The organism is Variovorax sp. J22P240 (genome assembly GCF_030316855.1).
In the GTDB taxonomy this organism is placed as follows: domain Bacteria; phylum Pseudomonadota; class Gammaproteobacteria; order Burkholderiales; family Burkholderiaceae_C; genus Variovorax.
The window spans coordinates 43,340-60,515 of sequence record NZ_JASZYR010000020.1 but is presented as its reverse complement, the minus strand read 5'-3'; the positions used below and the strand labels follow the sequence as shown (position 1 = coordinate 60,515).

Genomic DNA, 17,176 nt, shown 5'->3' with positions numbered 1-17,176 from the left:
AGCCGACGTTCGACCAGGCACTCGAGCACGACTGCATTGCCTTGCTCTTCAGACAACGATGACTGCATCGCCATAGACAGCCGAAGGTCGAGCAATTCGCCGAGCGCGCGGTGCCTGTCGGGCTTGACGGATTGCCTTCCCGCAACCAAGCTCGGTCACCGACCTCGATCGAGTCGGGCAAATCTTCCCGACGAGCGTCACTGGCCGCGTGACCGCTTGCCTGTTTGCGCTAAGCGAACTCGATTACGGCAGAGTCCCAACGGCCCTCCGATTGACCACCCCCGGCAGACCGGTCTAAGGCGTGAACGTGTCCCCCAGGACCAAGCCTTCACGACGTGGGTCGGCGCCGCCCTGCAAAGTGCCTTTCTTATCCTGGAGCCGGATGATCGTGGCGACGCCGCTGGACTGCGCACCGACGTTCACGGTATGCCCCATCGCGCGCAGTTCCGTCACCAATGGATCGTTGGCGCCGTTGTTGGTGGCATCGATTTTCGGATGCTCGCCGCCAATGGAGGTGGTCGGGCTGTTGGAGGCGCCGAAGTTCACCATCGCGCTCGCCTGCTGCGCATCGAAGTTCCAGTCCAGCGCGCTTACCAAGGTCTTTGTCACGTACTGGATGATCGCGGAGCCGCCGGGCGAGCCTGTGGCCATCACGAAATCGCCGCGGGAGCCGTCCGCCGCCTTGCGGAACACGAGCGTGGGCGCCATCGAGCTGCGCGGGCGCTTGCCTGATTGAACACGGTTGGCAATCGGCAGTCCGCTGGCGTCGGTCGGCGCGGCGGAAAAGTCGGTCAGCTGGTTGTTGAGCATGAAGCCGCGCGCCATGTGATACGAGCCGAAGCCCGACTCGACCGTGGTGGTCATCGACACGACGTTGCCGTCCCGGTCCACGATCGTCATGTGCGTGGTGCCGTTCTCGGGCGAGGGCGGCATGATGCCGGCCGGGATCGGGCCGAGGTTGCCCGGCTGCGCCGTGTGCATGCTGGTGGCAAGGTTGATGAGGCCGGCGCGGCCGCGCAGATAGTCCCTGTCGACCATGGTGGGCACGCCATTGCCAGGCAGCGGCTGGTAGTCGGTGTCGGCGACGTACTTGTCGCGGTCCGCATAGGCCAGGCGCTGGGCTTCGGAGACGAGGTGCACGGCCATCGTCTGCGGCCGACCACCGTCGTTGTCCACGTTGGTGGGCCGGTATTGGCTCAGGTCGAAGTTCTCCAGGATGCCCAGCGATTGTGCTACCGCGATGCCACCAGAAGACGGCGGCCCCATGCCACAGACCCAATACGAACGGTAGGTGGTGCAGACCGCATCGCGCTTCTTGGCCCGGTAGTTCGCCAGGTCGGCCAGCGTGGTCTTGCCCGGCGTGATCGGCGTGCTGCCGTCGGCGCTCGTGGCGATGTTGATCTTGGCCACGATGTCCTGGGCGATCGGGCCGGTGTAGAGCGCGTCTGCGCCACCCTGCGCGAGCGCCCTCAGCGTCTGCGCATAGGCGGGAATCGTCAGCACCGTCCCCAGTGCCTTGGCGGAGCCGTCCGGATTCAGGTAGGTCGCTGCCGCTTCGGCGTCTCTAATCAGGTTGGTTCGCGCCCCAGCGATGGCATCTGCCATCCGCCCCGGGATCTTGAAGCCGTTGTCCGCGAGGTCGATGCCGACATCGAACAGGTTCTTCCAGGGCTTACGTCCGTGCTCCTGGTGCACCAGCTCGAGCATGCGGACCGCGCCTGGGGTGCCGATGGACCGGCCGCTCGCGCGCGCGCTCGGGCGTGGCGTGGTGCGGTCGGCCACGTCATCGATCCAGCGGAGGTGGTTCTCGGTAGCAGCAGCCGGTGCCGTTTCGCGCCCGTCGTAGGTCTGCACCACCTGGGTCCGGGCGTCATAGTGCAGCAAGAAGGCACCGCCCCCGAGGCCACTGGACTGCGGCTCGACCAGACCGAGCACCGCCTGCACCGCGACTGCGGCATCGGCCGCGGTGCCGCCGGACTTGAGCACGTCGCAGCCGGCCTTGCTGGCGAGTGGGTTGGCCGCCACCACCATGAAGCTCTTGGCAGAAACAGCCTGCATGCCGGTGCGGTAGCCCGACGCGAGTTCCGGGGCCGCCGGGTCACCAGGAAGGCCTGAGCCGACGACGACGGAACCGCTCGCAGTGATCGCGGTGCATGAAGGATCCGACTGCGACGCCGCTGTCGCGGGCTTCGTGCTCTGGGCGACTGCGGCAGGGAAACCCCCTGCGCTGTCACCACCTCCGCCGCAGCCGCCCAGGAGCAGCAGCAATAGAAGAGAGCCAGTGAGGACACGGTTATGCAGGGGGAAGTGCATGCTTATCCTTCGAAGTACCGGCAGATGCCGAAGCCAGCGGTTTAGCATCGGAAGGCACGCGGTACGCATGGTGCTTTCCCCCTACAGATCGGGGTCTGCATGGGACATGCGAATCAGGCCTAGCTCGAAAGCCTGAGTCGAAGACTCAACCGTTGTGCAGCGTATGCTGCCCTTCGCCTCGCAGCGACCTAAGGCTCAGGTCGGCCAGGACCAGACATCCGATGCCTTGAACCATAGTGTCAAACAAAATGATCGATTGGGTCCCTATAGTCTTCGTTACGTTCAAGGTTCTCGTGTTCGGCACGGGCATGTTCTTCGCCATCAAGTGGCACTATGAGCGAGGGAAGAAGGGGAAGGAGAAGCAGAGCGCGGTGCCACGCGCGGGCGGCAAGGTGGCCGCAGTCTTCGTGCTATCGCTCCTGGGCCTCTCGCTCCTCACCTTCGGCCTTGGCAGGATGCTCGGGTTGGACTGGACCTTCCCATGATGGCAAGGAATAGTCGGCCGATATCCGAATGCGCCAGAACCAGTCCTTCAAAGATCAGGGCGAGACGGTCGTTGACCTCGATGCTGTCGAACGCTGCCGGGTCAGGTATCGGCACCGATCCACTGCGCCAGGTGAGCGTGCTCGGAAAAACGAGTTCGAGGCAGCGGCCGGAAGCGGGCTCAAAGCGCGTCGACTGTTGGACCAGATGGACCAGACGCTGACGGCCTATGATTCGATCACGAAGCGCTCCAGGCGGCGGGCATGCGGTCCAGAGGATAGATCGGCCGCCTGAGCTTCTCGAAATGAAAGATCGCGTTGTCCGAACTGGTCACACCGACACTCGCACAGGGCACGACAGCGGCGGCCAGCGGCTCGAAGATAGGCCGGAAATACATGCGCGACTTGAGCACCAGATACTGCGCCTCGCGCGGATCGATGCCCACCGAGGTGAAACAGCCCAGGTCCAGTGGCTCGTGCGGCTGCGAGGTGACGACCACCCTGACTCGCCCGGTGTCCAGCACGGCGGTGGTACCCATGTAGGTGTGACTGCCGGTGAAGATGGGGCCGCTGATTACATAGTCGCCATCGGTGACGATGCGAACTTGGCCGGTCAGCATCAACGGCTCGGGCGCTGTGACGCCGACGCCGGGCATCGGCGTCTTGTTGCCCAGCGCCAGCGTGACGGCGGCGCCGACACCCGCCTTGGCCATGATGGCCACAGCCTGCGGGTCGCACGTGGGCCCGACCAAGATGGCGTTGAGCCCCGCATCGAGTGCCGCCTTCAGCACGTCGACGGTATCGCAGGTGCCGCCGGACATCGCGTTGTCGCCATGGTCCATCAGGATCACCGGCTTGCCGTTCGCCTTGGAAGCCGCCTTCCTTGCCGCCCCGAGCGACTTCGCCAGCGGCTGCTGGCGAAAGATGAACTCGCTGCGCCGTGACCACAGGAAGTTGGCGCCCCAGCGTGCGGTACGCGCAGCCAGCGCGGCATTGCCGTCGGTCACCACCAGCACGCTCATTCCGGCCTCGCGCGTATCGGCTTGCGGAAAGCCGCCGAAGACGCTGCACGCCAGCACGCCGCGATCCTTTTCGCGCCACACCGCACCATCGAGCGCTGCCTTCATCGCGCCAAGGTTGGTGTTCATTTCCAGCGTCTGCGCCAACACCGGCAACTGGGCGAAACCGATCAGGGGTTCCACCTTGCCGTCCAACATGTCGAACAGAAGGCGCGCCGCATGCGCGCCGGTCTCGTACATGTCGATATGCGGGTAGGTCTTGTAGCCGACGATGATGTCGGCGTTGGCTGCCATCTTCGGACTCACGTTGGCGTGCAGGTCGAGCGCCACCGCCACCGGTGTCTTCGGTGCCAGCGCTCGCACGCGCTCAAGCAGGTCTCCCTCACCGTCGTCGCTGTTCTCGGCCACCATCGCACCATGAAGGTCGAGCAGGATGGCGTCGCAGCCCGCGGCGATGGCCTCGCAGATGGTGTCGCAGATGTGGGTGTAGGCCGCAGCCTCGACCGGCGCGCTGGGGGTGGCCATGGCCGCGATCGGCGTCACGATTTCGCAGCCGCGCGCCTCGGCCGCTGCCAGCATCGCGCCCATTGCCACCCTCGCACCGGTCATCACGCGCCTGGCGTCGGCATCGTAGTAGGGACCGGTGCCGTTGCCCGAGCCGAAAGCAACCAGGGGCGTGGGCACGGGGGAGAACGTGTTGGTCTCGTGCTGCATTCGGGCGACGACGACGCGCATGGTCTGACTCCGGCGGCGGTGAAAGGGGGGCGATTATGTCAGGATCGACCCGCCGTCGGTCACTCGCCCCAACCGGCGCGCGCGCCTAGATCAAGCATGCAGACAGTCACTCGGCCGACGTTCGTAAGCACTCCGGCATCGTTAAGGACCTAACCTCGCTCGGCGGGCCCCTGTGATGCTCCTATGGAGGCTTGGTATTCGCCTTCAGGAAACTGCCGACACTAATGCCAAGCGAACGGTTGAATTTGGCCGCGCCCCAAACTGAGCTCGAGAAAATCACAACCATGAGGGCAATGATTAGGTGGTCTTGTCCCGAGGGCACGCAGCGGTCAAAGACCAACCCGGCAAAGAAGAATGCGCAGATCGAGACGATGCTCAGCACGAAACCAACTAGCAATCCGAACAGCGCGTACTTGGTAATGTCTCGCTGCAGGTCTGCTTGAATGCGGGCCAGTTCGATCTGACTTTCTGCAGAATCTGTGGACATGGCGGCCTCCACTGGCGTTGCTAATCATGATCCGCCTGTCTGTTCCGCGTTGTCTACTGATCGGAAGTTATGTGACCTACTCAACTTTGATGAACACGAAGCAGGTGGGACACCTGCCGCCCTTTCGATAGCCTCGCGGGAGGAAGAGGCCCTTTACTCCGATGCTGGTATCGGTCGATCCGGGTTGCAGCGTTTGCGGTCCTTGACTGCCCCGGGGTGAATTCACGCTGTGAGGCCGACACCGGTCGCTCAACAGCGATGGACGCCCCGGTATCAACCGCCGGTCCCGAGGCATTGCAGTCATAGCCCCCTGCCCTTTGGCGACCGTGCCATGGAAGTATCGAACGTCCGCTGTCTTCGCCGTCGAAATGGAAGTTTGGGCTTTCCCATTGCTGCATCTGTTTGCCGCAAAGCGGACCCTTGCCAAGCAAGCAGCGGATTCCGAATGACTCCCGCCGATGCCCGAAGGTGCAATAGCGCAGGACCCGAGCTCCGGTTAGATTGCCTGACGCCTGTGCCTCGGCTGCTTTCAGGGCCGGCCGAAACAGGTCACCACCAACCCATTTTGGAGACTCGATGGCCGACCAACCGAACATCCTGGTAATCATGGGGGACGACATCGGATGGATGAATACGAGCATCTATCACCGCGGCATGATGGGCTACCGAACGCCCAACATCGATCGCATCGGAAACGAGGGGGCGATGTTCACGGATTGGTATGGGCAGCAAAGCTGCACTGCCGGCCGTTGCGCCTTCATCACAGGCCAGTGCCCCATTCGCCCAGGGCTGACCAAGGTGGGCCTGCCCGGCGCCGACATCGGCCTTCAGTTCGAGGACCCGACGATCGCGGAAGTCCTGGGCCCGCTGGGCTACGTTTCCGGGCAATTCGGCAAGAACCACCTCGGCGACAAGAACAAGTTCCTGCCGACCGTGCATGGGTTCGACGAGTTCTTCGGCAACCTCTATCACCTGAACGCCGAAGAAGAGCCTGAAGATCCGCAGTATCCGAAGGACCCTCGTTTCAAGGCCATGTTCGGACCGCGCGGTGTGCTCAAGTCGAAGTCTTCCGACAAGGACGACCCGACCGATCAGCCGCGTTGGGGCCCTATCGGCAAGCAGACGATCGAGGACACCGGCCCGCTGACGAAAAAGCGAATGGAAACCGTGGACGAGGAGTTCGTCGGTGCCGCGCTCGACTTCATGGATCGCCATGCCAAGGCGAAGAAGCCGTTCTTCTGCTATGTCAACACCACACGCATGCATGTATGGACCCACCTGAAGCCTTCCTCGCAGGGGGTGACTGGCCTGGGCCTATATCCGGACGGAATGGTCGAGCTCGACGGGTTCGTCGGTCAGTTGATCGACAAGGTGGACGAGCTTGGCATCGCAGAAAACACCATCGTCGTCTTCACGACGGACAACGGCGCGGAGGTGGTGAGCTACCCCGACGGCGGACAGACGCCGTTTCGCGGCGAGAAAGCCACCAACTGGGAAGGCGCGTTCCGCGTACCAATGGTCATGCGCTGGCCCGGTGTCATCAAGGCCGGAACAATCGTCAACGACATCTGCGCACACGAAGATTTGCTGGTGACGTTCGCAGCGGCGGCGGGCGACCCCGACGTCAAAGAGAAGTGTCTCAAGGGCTCCAAGTTTGGTGAGAAGACCTTCCATGTGCATCTCGACGGCTACAACCTTCTGCCGGCCTTCAAAGGCGAGTTGAAGGAGTGGCCGCGACAGGAGTTCATCTATTGGAACGACGACGGGCAGCTCTGTGGCATCCGCCTGAAGAACATCAAGCTGAATTTCCTGCAGCAACTGGGCAAGGGGCTGGACGTGTGGACGAAGGAGTTCACCAACTACCGCATCCCGCGCGCCTACAACCTGCGCTCCGATCCCTTCGAGCGGGCTGACGAGAGCGCCATGCCTTTCCAGACTTCCAACCAGCTATTCTTCATCGTTCCGGCGCAGGCGGTGGTGGCCCGATGGCTTGGCACTTTCAAGGACTTCCCGCCGCGACAGAAGCCATCGAGCTTCAACGTTGATGACGTGCTACGGAAGCTAGAGGACGCAGCGGCAAAAGGCCCGGGTCGCTAGCGCCGAGGTGTTTTACGTTGCGAACGGGCACGCCGACAAGCGGTCGTTCGCCAGCGGCTGCTTGTGGCCGGCTGCAGGCTCTGGCGGCCATCCTCTCAGGCGCCAGGCCTGGGCTCGGTCATTCCCTGCGTGGCCTCCGCAATTTGAATGTTGCGCTTCGTCTGACCGCGCCGGCGCGTCGAGGGCCCGACGCTGGCCCTCGGGCCGAACTGCTATATCGACTCCGGGTCGGACTTGCAACTACTCAGCGGTCGAGCTCTGAGTTCAAGGGTGGCATTCAGCGCGATCAGACCGCGTGCGACTGGGGCACCTTGGCCGGATGATGCAATGGGCCGTTTGATTAAGTTCGTCGAGTGCGCTCGCGTGGTGCTGGCCCCATTCGCACAACGCCAGCAACACCGGCTCGAGGCTGCGTCCGAGTGCTGTGGCCGAGTATGCAACTCGCGGCGGCACTTCGCGGAAAATTTCACGCTTCACCAACCCGTGCTCCTCCATTTCGCGGAGTTGTTGAACGAGCACCTTCTGGCTCACCGTCGGAATCAGGCGGGCCAATTGGGACAGGCGCTTGGGCTGGTCGAACAAGTGGTACAGGATCACGGCCTTCCAACGCCCAGAGATCACTTTGAGTGCGCGCTCTGCCGGAAGACTCGGCAATTTCTTGGTCGTTTCCGCCATGGTTACCTGAAGGTAAGTAAGCCACCAAAGAGTGGCTATTCGTTCCCGCGAATGTACTGAAGAATCCGCCGCTCGTTCAGCACACCACGGAATTCCATGACCATGATGATGAAAGCAGTCCACTTCAACCGCTTCGGCGGCCCAGAGGTCCTGCGGCAGGTGACGCTCCCCATGCCCGCGCTTCCGTCCGGCGCATTGCGTGTCCGGGTCCGGGCTGCAGGCGTTAACTTCTTCGAGACGCTGGTTCGGCAGGAACGCTACCCGCCCGCACCCGCCCTACCCATGGTGCCCGGTGTCGAGGTGGCCGGCGAAGTGGACGCTGTGGGGGCGGGCGTCGATGCCGGGTGGATTGGCGCTCGCGTGGCTGTGCCGCTGTTTGCGCTGGGACGGCCGTCAGGCGGTTACGCCGAATACGTCGTGGCCGAAGCGACGTCGGTCATCAGGCTGCCCGCCGGTCTCGCCTTCGAGGACGCCACAGCGTTGATGGTCCAGGGCCTCACCGCATGGCATCTCGTGCGCCAGAGCCGGCCATCGGGCAAGACGGTGCTGATCAGCGCCGCTGCTGGCGGCGTAGGGTCGCTGCTCGTGCAATTGGCTGCGGCCGCCGGCGCACAACACATCATCGCAGTCGCCGGCTCGCCCGCGAAGATCGAAGCGGCCATCGCGGTCGGTGCGCATGTCGGAATCGATCACACGCGACCAGGTTGGGCCACGCGTTTGCGGGAATCCGGCGGCAGCGTCGATCTGATCTGCGACACGGTGGGCGGCTCTTTCACGGCGGAGGCGCTCGATGCGCTCAAGGATGGCGGCGAACTGATGTTCGCGGCCCTGAACCGCTTTGCGCTGATGCCCCAGCAGTTGGAAGCCATGTTCGAAAAGAACCAATTGCTGCGCGGCTTCGCGTTGCTGCCGCTGCTCAAGCCCGAGACGTTGACGGCAGATCTTGCCGAGCTGTTCGAACGTGCCGCCAGCGGGATGCTCAAGCTGTTGCCCGCGGAACGCTTCAGCCTGGATCAGGCGGCCGCCGCGCACGCGGCCATCGAGTCGCGGCGCACGCGCGGCAAGGTCGTGCTGGTGCCTTGAGAGCAGACCCGCATCCTGAACAGGTTCCCTTCATCGGAGCTTTGCCCAAGGCACTGCAGCCTTCGGAGGTGCTCGTTCAGCACAGCATAGCGTCGAGTCCCGCCGGTTCGCCGCTGCGCTTCTTCAGGAAGTCGATGAGCGCGCGAAGTTTTGGCGTGACGCCCCGACGGCCTGGATAGTAGAGGGTCAGTGCGGGAAGCGATGGCATCCAGTCGTCGAGCGCACGCACCAGGCGGCCACGCTCCACCAGCCCATCGACGTAGCAGCTCGTGACGTAGGCGGCGCCGATGCCGTCCAATGTCGCCTGCACGATCGAGGCAACGTCATTGACGACCAGAGCATTCGTTGGAGACAGGGAGAACGACTTGCCGTCTTGCACGAAGGCCCATCGTTCAAGGGCGCCACTGCTTTTGTATCGGAAGCCAATGCAGCGATGCGTCAGCAGGTCGCCTGGCGTGGACGGCAGGCCATACCTCGCCCAATGCTCCGCCGTGGCGACCACGCGCCGCGTCATCGCCGGCCCGACCTGAACACCGTTCATGTCGCGCTCGACGATGTCGCTGTACCGGATTCCAGCGTCGAAGCCGCCTTCGACGAGATCGATCAATGTGCTGTCGATCGAGATCTCGATGCTGACCTCGGGATACACATCGAGAAAGCTGCGAAGAATCGGCTGCAGCACAACCATGTGAGCGACACGGGGCACGTTCAGGCGCAGCGTGCCCGTCGGACGCGCATTTGTCTGACCGAGCGCGTCTGCGGCCTGATCGAGTTCCAGGACCGCGGGACGCACGCGCTGCAGGTATTTCTCACCCGCTTCGGTCAATCGGACGCTACGGGTCGTGCGCGTGAAGAGCGCAATCCCCACGCGTTGCTCGAGCTGCCGGATCGACTGGCTGACCGCTGACGGCGTGAGCCCCATGCGTGCCGCGGCCCCTGAGAAGCTGCGGGTCTCGGCCACCTGGACGAACGCCACGAGGCCTTCAAGATTTTCCTGGCGCATTTCTTTTTCGATCACTCAAAGGGGGTGGCAGCAATGCGCACCCGGCCGATTATGTAGCGCGGCTACAAGGCCCGTTTGGAAAACAACGGCTTATCAATGCCGGCCTTTGTCACCACAGTAGCTGCATCGACATCTCGTCTTTCCAAAGCACCGTCATGAACACCGTCATTCTTCCATCACAGCGCTCCGGCCCCCCCACATGCGAGGACGCATCGTCTAGCGGGCGTTCCATTCTTCTGGCATCCGGCGTCATCACCGCGGTATTCGTTCTGTCCAATTCCGCGACTCCGCTCTACATGTTGTGGCAGCACAGGTTCGGCTTTTCCTCGGGCACGCTGACGGCCATCTTTGCCGCGTACATCGTCGGCTTGCTGGTGACGTTGCCCGTCGCCGGCCAGCTCTCCGATCGACTGGGGCGCCGACCCGTCCTCCTGCCCGGCCTCGTGAGCGCGCTCGTGGCCTGCGCGCTCTTCGCGACCGCGGGCTCCATAAGCGCGCTGTTGGCTGGCCGCTTCCTCACTGGAGCGGCTGTGGGCGTCATCGTTTCGGCCGGAATGACGGCTGTGGTGGACGTCGGTGGCCACACACGCAAGCGCCAGGCCTCGCTCGCGGCGTCGGTCGCGATGGTCATTGGCGCCGGCCTCGGCCCCTTGGGTGCTGGCATGGTCGCGCAATGGGCACATTCGCCTATCCCGATAATCTTTGCCATCGAGGCAGCGCTTGTCGTGTTGGCCGCGGTTGTCGTGGCGACGCTGCCGCTTCGCCGCCATCCAAGGCCTTGCGCCGCGACTGGCATGGACCGCTTCGCCTTGCGCCTGCCGACCATTCCGACTGCGAATCGCGCGCACCTGATCCAGGGCGCGGCCGTGTTTGCGCCAGGGCTGACGGCAACTTCCTTCGTGCTGGCCCTGGGCCCGTCACTGCTGTCCCGGCTGCTCGGCGTTACCAGTCCGCTTGTGGCCGGACTGACCGCCTGCGCCATGTTTCTTACCGCCACGGGCGTGCAGTTCGCGGGGCGCGGCGTGTCGGTGCGCGCCATGTTCTTCCTGAGCTGTACCGCGACAGCCGGCGCAATGGTCGGCTTGCTGGGTGCCATCTATTTCTCCAACCCGGTGCTCCTGGTTGCAGCCGCAATCCTCGCCGGTGCCGGTCAGGGCCTCGGTCAACTTGGCGGCCTGACGCTGATCAGCCTCCACGTGCCGGAGACGCGTCGTGCCGAGGCCATCTCGCTTCTGAACATGGGCGCGTACGTCAGTGCCGGTGTGCTGCCGATGCTGAGCGGGCTTGCGATAGACACCTTCGGCCTGCGTGGCGGCGCCACTACCTTTGCGGGGGTTCTTCTCTGCAGTGTCGCGTTCTCCGCGCTCCACGTCGCACGTCAAAAGGCGTGAACTTTGCGTAGATGACGGAACCTGATTCGTAGCCTGCTCGGCGACTTCGGCCTCGTCATCTCGAAGGGCCATTACCGACAGCAGTCGGGGTCGGCGCGGGGCAGTGCGGCGGAAGGCACCGTAACTGAATGTGGCGTAGTCGGGAAGGTCCGGTCGTAGCCGTATTCGCAGCGTTGCACTTGCGTGCCTCTGTTGCGAGGACTACATTAAGCATGCATGATGCATGCATGCATTTCACTTGCATTTGAGGGTGACTTACTCGAGGCGACACACAACGAATGTGCCGAGCGGGCATCGCCGACGCGCAATCACGCTTGACACCTTCCTAACGGAGACTTTCAAATGAACTATGTGTCCCGGGGCAAGTCACCCCGCATTCATCCCGAAGCCCGGGTCGCGCACTCCGCGGTGATCTCCGGGGACATCGAGATTGGCCCGAATTGCTACATCGGGCATCACGCGGTCATCGTGGACGAGGGCGGCCCGATCCGCATCGGCGCGCATTGCGTCGTGATGGACTCGGCCGTCATCCGTGGCGTACCGAACCTGGACACGGTGCTCGGCGACCACGTGTTGGTCGGTCCGCGCGCCCACCTGGTCGGCTGCCGCGTCGATAGCGACGTATTTCTCGCGACGGGCGCGACCATCTTCTCGGGCGCACATCTGGGTGAAGGAGCGGAGGTTCGCATCAACGGCGTGGTCCACCTCAGGACGACCCTTCCCGCCCACGCCACCGTGCCAATCGGCTGGGTGGCGGTGGGCACGCCGGCGCGCATCTTGCCCGCCGAACAGCACGACGACATCTGGGCGATCCAGAAGCCGCTGGACTTTCCCAGGTTCGTGTTCGGCATGGAGCGTCCGCCGGCCGGCGCGTCCATGATGGCGGAGTTGATGCCTAGGTACGCCCGCTCCCTGCGCACGTGCCACGCGGACGACCACCCGGTGTGCGATGAGCAGGCCGGCTGATGCCGCGGCCCTGCAGGCCAACCAGCTGGGCGCGCTTTGGGCTACCCTAGAGCAGGTCGTCACCCGCGGCTTCGGCGAGGAGTCCGCGTCAACGGCCGCTACGCTGTTGACGATGCTCCATTGGACGGAGCTGCGCGTGGTCGCGCTGGCCGGCATTCTGGGCCTATCCCAGCCGGCTACGACGAGGCTCATCGACGGCCTGGTCGCACGAGGTCTCGTCCGGCGCACCGCCGTCAGCGGTCGCGAGGTCAGGGTCGACCTGACGGTCTCGGGGCGGCGGCGCGCGAACGCGCTTCAGCTGAGGCGGGAGGAGCTTCTGACGCGCCTGTTGCAAGCGCTCGATGCGCCGGAGCGTGCCGAGTTCGAGCGCCTCGTGAGCAAGATTCTCGTCGCACCCGTGACGGATCGGGCCTATGCCCGGCACGTGTGCCGCTTCTGCCACCACGGGGTGTGCACTGGCGCGGCGTGCAGCATCGGCACCCGGGCCTCGGCCATGGAACGTGACGCGGGAATCGATCCGGATGCCTGGTGCCGAGCTGGCGGGGACGAAATCGCATGAGGCGATCACCGGTGCGATTGTGCTCGTCCGATGACCTGCGATATTTCATCGATATTGACTGCAACCGACCCGTTGGCATTGCCTCTCCATGCGCATCAGAAAGCCGTCCCCACACACTGGAGGCTAACACCCGGGCCGCGCTTGCCGACCATGGAGTGGCCGGGGTCGATGCGGCCAGCTTAGCGTTGCACTTCTAGGTAGTGCAGCAGGGGCCCTGGTTTCCAATTTCGCCTCGGAGTCGTAGTTGACCGGCATTTGGTGCAGCAGGCACTTCTGGTACTTGAAGATGCGCACGCCGCCGGCGAGCAGTTGGTGGAGTTACGGTGCGCGGCGTGCTGCACCATGGGCATGTCGGAAGCTTCGGCCGACGGCATCATCACTCGCATGTCGACGCCGCGCTTCGCCGCCGCGCACAGCGCATCGATTGCCTCGCTGTCGGGGAGAAAGTAGGGGTTCTGGATGCGGATGTGCTGCCGCGCGAAGCACACCACCAGGTGATGCAGGATCCGAGCATCATTGCATTGGTGGACCGTGAACCGGTATGTCGAAATGCCGTACCTTTTCGTGCGCGCCGAGTTTTTCGGGGAAGCAAATAGCCGGGCGTAATGCGGATCGGTCGGCGAAAAGACGACTCCGCGGTTCCGTACAACTCGCCTCGCCGCGCGCTATCGACGTCTTCAGCGCGTGAGCTTCCAGATTGAGAAACCCGAATGACCGCTCATCACATCCGAGTGGGCAGCAGTCGTCATTCAAAGTTCAACTTGGCGTCATGCACTCCTACCGCCCCGCGGCGCCGAAGGACGCCACGAACGGCATGTCCTATTTCCTGCAACGCTCGATGGCTCGCATCGAACGGCCACCTTAGGAACTCGTGGATCATTCCTTCACACCGCATCACGACCGTGTCGACGCCGGCGCGCTGCAGTTTGTGTCCGTAGGCCTCTCCTTCGTCGCGCAGGGCGTCATACTCCGCCGTGACAACAAGTGCCGGAGGCAAATCAGCGTGATCCTCGGCCAGCAGCGGTGATACGAGCGGTTCTAGCTTCTCCTCCTCGCCGTTCAGGTAGTGGTCCATGAACCAGTCCTGAGTTTCGCGACTGACATTGCCGTACTGGCCGGCGAAAGCCTGGATCGAGCCGTTCGAACGGCGGAAATCGAGATCGGGGTAGATCAGCAACTGAAAGCAGATTTCCGGCCCGCCCGAGTTGCGGGCCATCAAGGCAACGACGGCGGCAAGGTTGCCGCCCGCACTATCGCCAGCCACCACCAGTTGTGACGGGTCACCACCGAGCTCGGACGCATGCTGCGACACCCATTGTGTCGCCGCGTAGGCAGCGTTTCGCGCGGCAGGGTACTTGTTCTCCGGGGATAGGGGGTAGTCCACCGACACCACGATGCAGTCCGTGGCAAGAGCGAGCGAGCGCGCCAAGCCGTCGTGAGTATCGAGATCCCCCAATACGAAGCCTCCCCCATGAAAGAAAACCATGACCGGTCGCCCGCCTTGCACGTCGGGGTGGTAAATGCGAACCTGGAGATCGCCAGCGTCCGTTGAGATGGTGCGGTTGTCGATTTGTCGAACCGGCTTCCCGGGCGAGAGCGCCTGCGCCATCCGGCGCATTCCTTCCCGGACCTGCCCGGGTTGGAGGGTGTGCATACTGGCAAAGCCAGTTGCTGCGAGTCGCTGCAGATGCGTAGCCACTTGTGGGTCGAGTGCCATTTCAAAGTCCTTCGATGTGCTTGAGTTGAATGAGCGACTAGACTATGCAACTTGAACCACGCTTCAAGTCAAGGCCATGTTTTTGGACATAGCAGAAGTCGCTCGGAGTTCGGGCCTCACCGCGTCGGCGCTCAGATACTACGAACGGCGGCGGCTGATCCGATCAACTGGTCGCAATGGATTGCGCCGAACCTACGAGCCCGATGTGCTCGCTCGATTGGCGCTGATCAACTGCGCCCGAGCCGCGGGGTTCACACTGGCCCAGATCGGCCGCTTCCTTGTGGCGACCCCTGGTGATGTCGAGCTTCGAAAGCAGATGGGGCAGCGCGCGAGAGAACTTGACGCACAGATTGCACAGCTCATCCGGATGCGAAACAGCTTGCGCCACGCGGCGATTTGCAGGCACGAGCCGCTTGTGGAGTGTCCCAAGTTCAAGGCCTATATCGATGAGCCGAAGCCGTGAGTATTGGTTTGGGGCGGATGTCCGCGCAGTCCGCTGCGCAGCGTTAGCGGAACTTGAGCCTGGTGATCGCAAATGACGGCTAAGGGGCTGTTCGGCCATGCCAGATGTAGTACGCTGCGACAACAACCTGCGAAGATGCTGCGTATCCGAGCTCTTCCGTTCGCCTGACTAATTGCATAGCAACCGCGATGGGGCGTCCAATTGGAGTATCGAAAACTGCTGCGTTCATCGAGGCCGCAAGGCTTCGGCATGGTCAGAAGTATGACTATGCGCAGGTCGCCTACGTGAACTCAGCGACAAAGGTGGAGATTCGGTGCCCAACACACGGCCCTTTCATGCAGACGCCAAACAATCATCTTGCAGGCAAGGGATGCCGAAGGTGCGCCGTAGATGCTGCCAAGGAACGGTATACGCAATCCAAAGAGCAATTCGTCGAGAAGGCACGTGCCATCCATGGAGATCGATACGACTATTCATCGGCCCAATACCAGGGCGCTCACAAGAAATTGGTCATTCAATGCCCCGTGCACGGTTCATTTGAGCAAACCGCTGATGCCCATGTGAACGGAGCACAGGGGTGCCCAGTGTGCGGCAGGAAAAGACGGGGCGACGTCAGCAGTTGGTCAACTGAGCGATTTGTTGGCAATGCGGTGGCTCGATTCGGCAACCGGTTCGACTACTCAAAGGCTGGTTATGTCGACGCTTGGACACCAATTGAGATCGTGTGCCCGGCGCATGGATCGTTTCACCAGCCGCCGGCACGTCACCTTCGCAGTAAGTATGGTTGTCCAAGGTGCGCACTTGACCACAAGACCTACCCTGAAAATCGAAATTCAACTTCAAGACGGCTGGGCCAAGAAGAGTTCTTGCGCAGAGCTAATCAAGTTCACGGCGAAAAGTATGACTACGGGCAAGCAGTAGTCACGGACTTCAAAAGCAAGGTAACCATCGTTTGCCGCCAACACGGACCTTTCGAGCAAAGTCCAACTGATCACCTGACTGGGCGCGGGTGTAAGAAATGTAGCCTCAAGGAGTTCGCGGAACGCCAGCGTCAACCGACAAGCAAATTCATCGAACGAGCACGCCTTGCTCATGGTGACAAGTACGATTATTCACTTGTCGAGTACACCACTGCTAGACGTCCAGTCACGATCGTGTGCCCGAAGCACGGCCCGTTCGAACAAGTCCCTGACAGGCATCTGAAGGCGGGTTGCAGGAAATGTGCCGATGAAGCACTGCCAGGAGCCTACTCAACCAAACGTTTTCGGGACGATACGGCTCTTGCGGAGCGGATGGGCACACTTTACTACGTGCGATTCCACGCTGACGACGGCGAGTCCTTCTACAAGATTGGAATCTCGAATGGCCGACCGGAAAAGAGGTTCGCCGGGTACAAAGGCAGTTATGGGTATCGCCTAGAGGTCCTAGCCACTGCGACGTTGCCGCTTGGTGCTGCTCACGAACTTGAGAAGTACTTGTTAGTGTCCTTCGTGGCAAATCACAAGTACCTCCCCCTCAAGAAAAGTCGGACCGGCAGGCGCTTCGGTGGAAGAAACGAATGCTTCAATCAAGTCTTGCCCAGCAGCCTCGTTGCTTTAATCAAGTCGCACTGAGCGCATAGATGACTTGTTGCGCAGGGAGGCGTCGCCTACAGGAATCGGATCGCGATAAGCAACTAGACCGCACCTTCCTTGCGTAGCGGATTCAGAAGCATCTCGCAACTGTTGATTCCTCCCGTTCAGATTTTCGGCCTCAAGCGTGCTCGCCTTCTTCACCGGCCGTCGTTCGGCCAGCCCAGCCGCCGCGCCCAATTCCCGGATCGAGTGCAGGGCGTCACCGTCGATGTCTTCCGATATGCGCTTGCCTTTTGTCAGGGGGCATTGTCGCCGCGCTCGCTTACTACCCGTACCGTCGCCCAGCGGCGGAGTGACGACGATCCACGAGGAACTCCCAGCAGATGGCTCCGCGCCCGAAGCAGCGAAAGCGGCCGTTCAGGTGATCGTGAAGATGCCCGCTATCGTCGTGGCAATCACCCGCGAATGCACCTTGAGCATTGTGCGATGCGTCCGGGTGCTCGCAAGCGACGATGTCGACAAGCTCGACCGCGGACCATCTCGCGCGCACAGATAATTCTTAGAGGCGATTGCGCGTCGTCATCGTCTTTGAGCCGACCCGGGACGACACGT

At 62.6% G+C, this 17,176-nt stretch carries 15 protein-coding genes; 8 read left to right on the top strand and 7 right to left on the bottom strand.

The features are described 5' to 3' along the window. Positions 1-294: 294 nt before the first annotated feature. Positions 295-2,313 (bottom strand): gamma-glutamyltransferase family protein, encoded by a 2,019-nt coding sequence (locus QTI24_RS28590; protein ID WP_286605096.1) that lies wholly within the window; start codon positions 2,311-2,313, stop codon positions 295-297. Positions 2,314-2,561: 248 nt separating this feature from the next. Here QTI24_RS28590 and QTI24_RS28585 point away from each other — a divergent pair, with 248 nt between their 5' ends. Further along, positions 2,562-2,798 carry a hypothetical protein gene (locus QTI24_RS28585; RefSeq protein WP_286605094.1) on the top strand — a complete coding sequence of 79 codons (237 nt, stop codon included), beginning with the start codon at positions 2,562-2,564 and terminating at the stop codon, positions 2,796-2,798. 236 nt (positions 2,799-3,034) lie between these two features. Here the strand turns inward: QTI24_RS28585 and QTI24_RS28580 are convergent, their stop codons facing one another. Continuing rightward, positions 3,035-4,549, bottom strand: coding sequence for a M81 family metallopeptidase (locus QTI24_RS28580; RefSeq protein ID WP_286605093.1), 1,515 nt, complete (start codon positions 4,547-4,549; stop codon positions 3,035-3,037). 181 nt (positions 4,550-4,730) lie between these two features. Then, positions 4,731-5,036: a hypothetical protein gene (locus QTI24_RS28575; RefSeq protein ID WP_286605091.1), complete on the bottom strand. Its 306-nt coding sequence runs from the start codon at positions 5,034-5,036 to the stop codon at positions 4,731-4,733. A gap of 576 nt (positions 5,037-5,612) precedes the next feature. On the opposite strand from QTI24_RS28575, the gene QTI24_RS28570 reads away from it, so the two are divergent. Beyond that, positions 5,613-7,133, top strand: coding sequence for an arylsulfatase (locus QTI24_RS28570; RefSeq protein WP_286605090.1), 1,521 nt, complete (start codon positions 5,613-5,615; stop codon positions 7,131-7,133). A 264-nt stretch (positions 7,134-7,397) separates the two neighbouring features. Here the strand turns inward: QTI24_RS28570 and QTI24_RS28565 are convergent, their stop codons facing one another. After that, positions 7,398-7,808 (bottom strand): winged helix-turn-helix transcriptional regulator, encoded by a 411-nt coding sequence (locus QTI24_RS28565; protein ID WP_286605089.1) that lies wholly within the window; start codon positions 7,806-7,808, stop codon positions 7,398-7,400. 102 nt (positions 7,809-7,910) lie between these two features. Here QTI24_RS28565 and QTI24_RS28560 point away from each other — a divergent pair, with 102 nt between their 5' ends. Beyond that, the gene (locus tag QTI24_RS28560) at positions 7,911-8,891 is read left to right on the top strand and encodes a quinone oxidoreductase family protein (protein ID WP_286605088.1); all 981 of its coding nucleotides are present in this window, start codon (positions 7,911-7,913) and stop codon (positions 8,889-8,891) included. A gap of 76 nt (positions 8,892-8,967) precedes the next feature. Here the strand turns inward: QTI24_RS28560 and QTI24_RS28555 are convergent, their stop codons facing one another. Continuing rightward, positions 8,968-9,894 (bottom strand): LysR family transcriptional regulator, encoded by a 927-nt coding sequence (locus QTI24_RS28555; RefSeq protein WP_286605087.1) that lies wholly within the window; start codon positions 9,892-9,894, stop codon positions 8,968-8,970. Positions 9,895-10,049: 155 nt separating this feature from the next. Between QTI24_RS28555 and QTI24_RS28550 the strand changes: the two genes are divergently transcribed. From QTI24_RS28550 to QTI24_RS28540, 3 genes are all read left to right on the top strand, one after another. Further along, on the top strand, positions 10,050-11,285 hold the full coding sequence (locus QTI24_RS28550) for an MFS transporter (protein ID WP_286605085.1): 1,236 nt from the start codon (positions 10,050-10,052) through the stop codon (positions 11,283-11,285). A 342-nt stretch (positions 11,286-11,627) separates the two neighbouring features. Beyond that, complete coding sequence (locus QTI24_RS28545) at positions 11,628-12,251, top strand: gamma carbonic anhydrase family protein (protein WP_286605083.1); 624 nt, start codon at positions 11,628-11,630, stop codon at positions 12,249-12,251. Then, entirely contained in the window at positions 12,235-12,810 is a 576-nt protein-coding gene (locus tag QTI24_RS28540) for a MarR family winged helix-turn-helix transcriptional regulator (protein WP_286605081.1), read from the top strand. The genes QTI24_RS28545 and QTI24_RS28540 overlap by 17 nt, the downstream gene beginning before the upstream one ends. A gap of 179 nt (positions 12,811-12,989) precedes the next feature. Here QTI24_RS28540 and QTI24_RS31540 read toward each other — a convergent pair whose 3' ends face one another. Next, positions 12,990-13,298 carry a phospholipase D-like domain-containing protein gene (locus QTI24_RS31540; RefSeq protein WP_353506119.1) on the bottom strand — a complete coding sequence of 103 codons (309 nt, stop codon included), beginning with the start codon at positions 13,296-13,298 and terminating at the stop codon, positions 12,990-12,992. A gap of 257 nt (positions 13,299-13,555) precedes the next feature. After that, positions 13,556-14,527, bottom strand: a complete 972-nt coding sequence (lipP1, locus tag QTI24_RS28530; RefSeq protein ID WP_286605077.1) for a LipP1 family hormone-sensitive lipase — start codon at positions 14,525-14,527, stop codon at positions 13,556-13,558. A 76-nt stretch (positions 14,528-14,603) separates the two neighbouring features. Between lipP1 and QTI24_RS28525 the strand changes: the two genes are divergently transcribed. After that, positions 14,604-14,990, top strand: a complete 387-nt coding sequence (locus QTI24_RS28525) for a MerR family transcriptional regulator (protein WP_286605075.1) — start codon at positions 14,604-14,606, stop codon at positions 14,988-14,990. Positions 14,991-15,178: 188 nt separating this feature from the next. Further along, positions 15,179-16,603: a DUF723 domain-containing protein gene (locus QTI24_RS28520; protein ID WP_503011325.1), complete on the top strand. Its 1,425-nt coding sequence runs from the start codon at positions 15,179-15,181 to the stop codon at positions 16,601-16,603. The last annotated feature ends 573 nt before the right edge of the window (positions 16,604-17,176 follow it).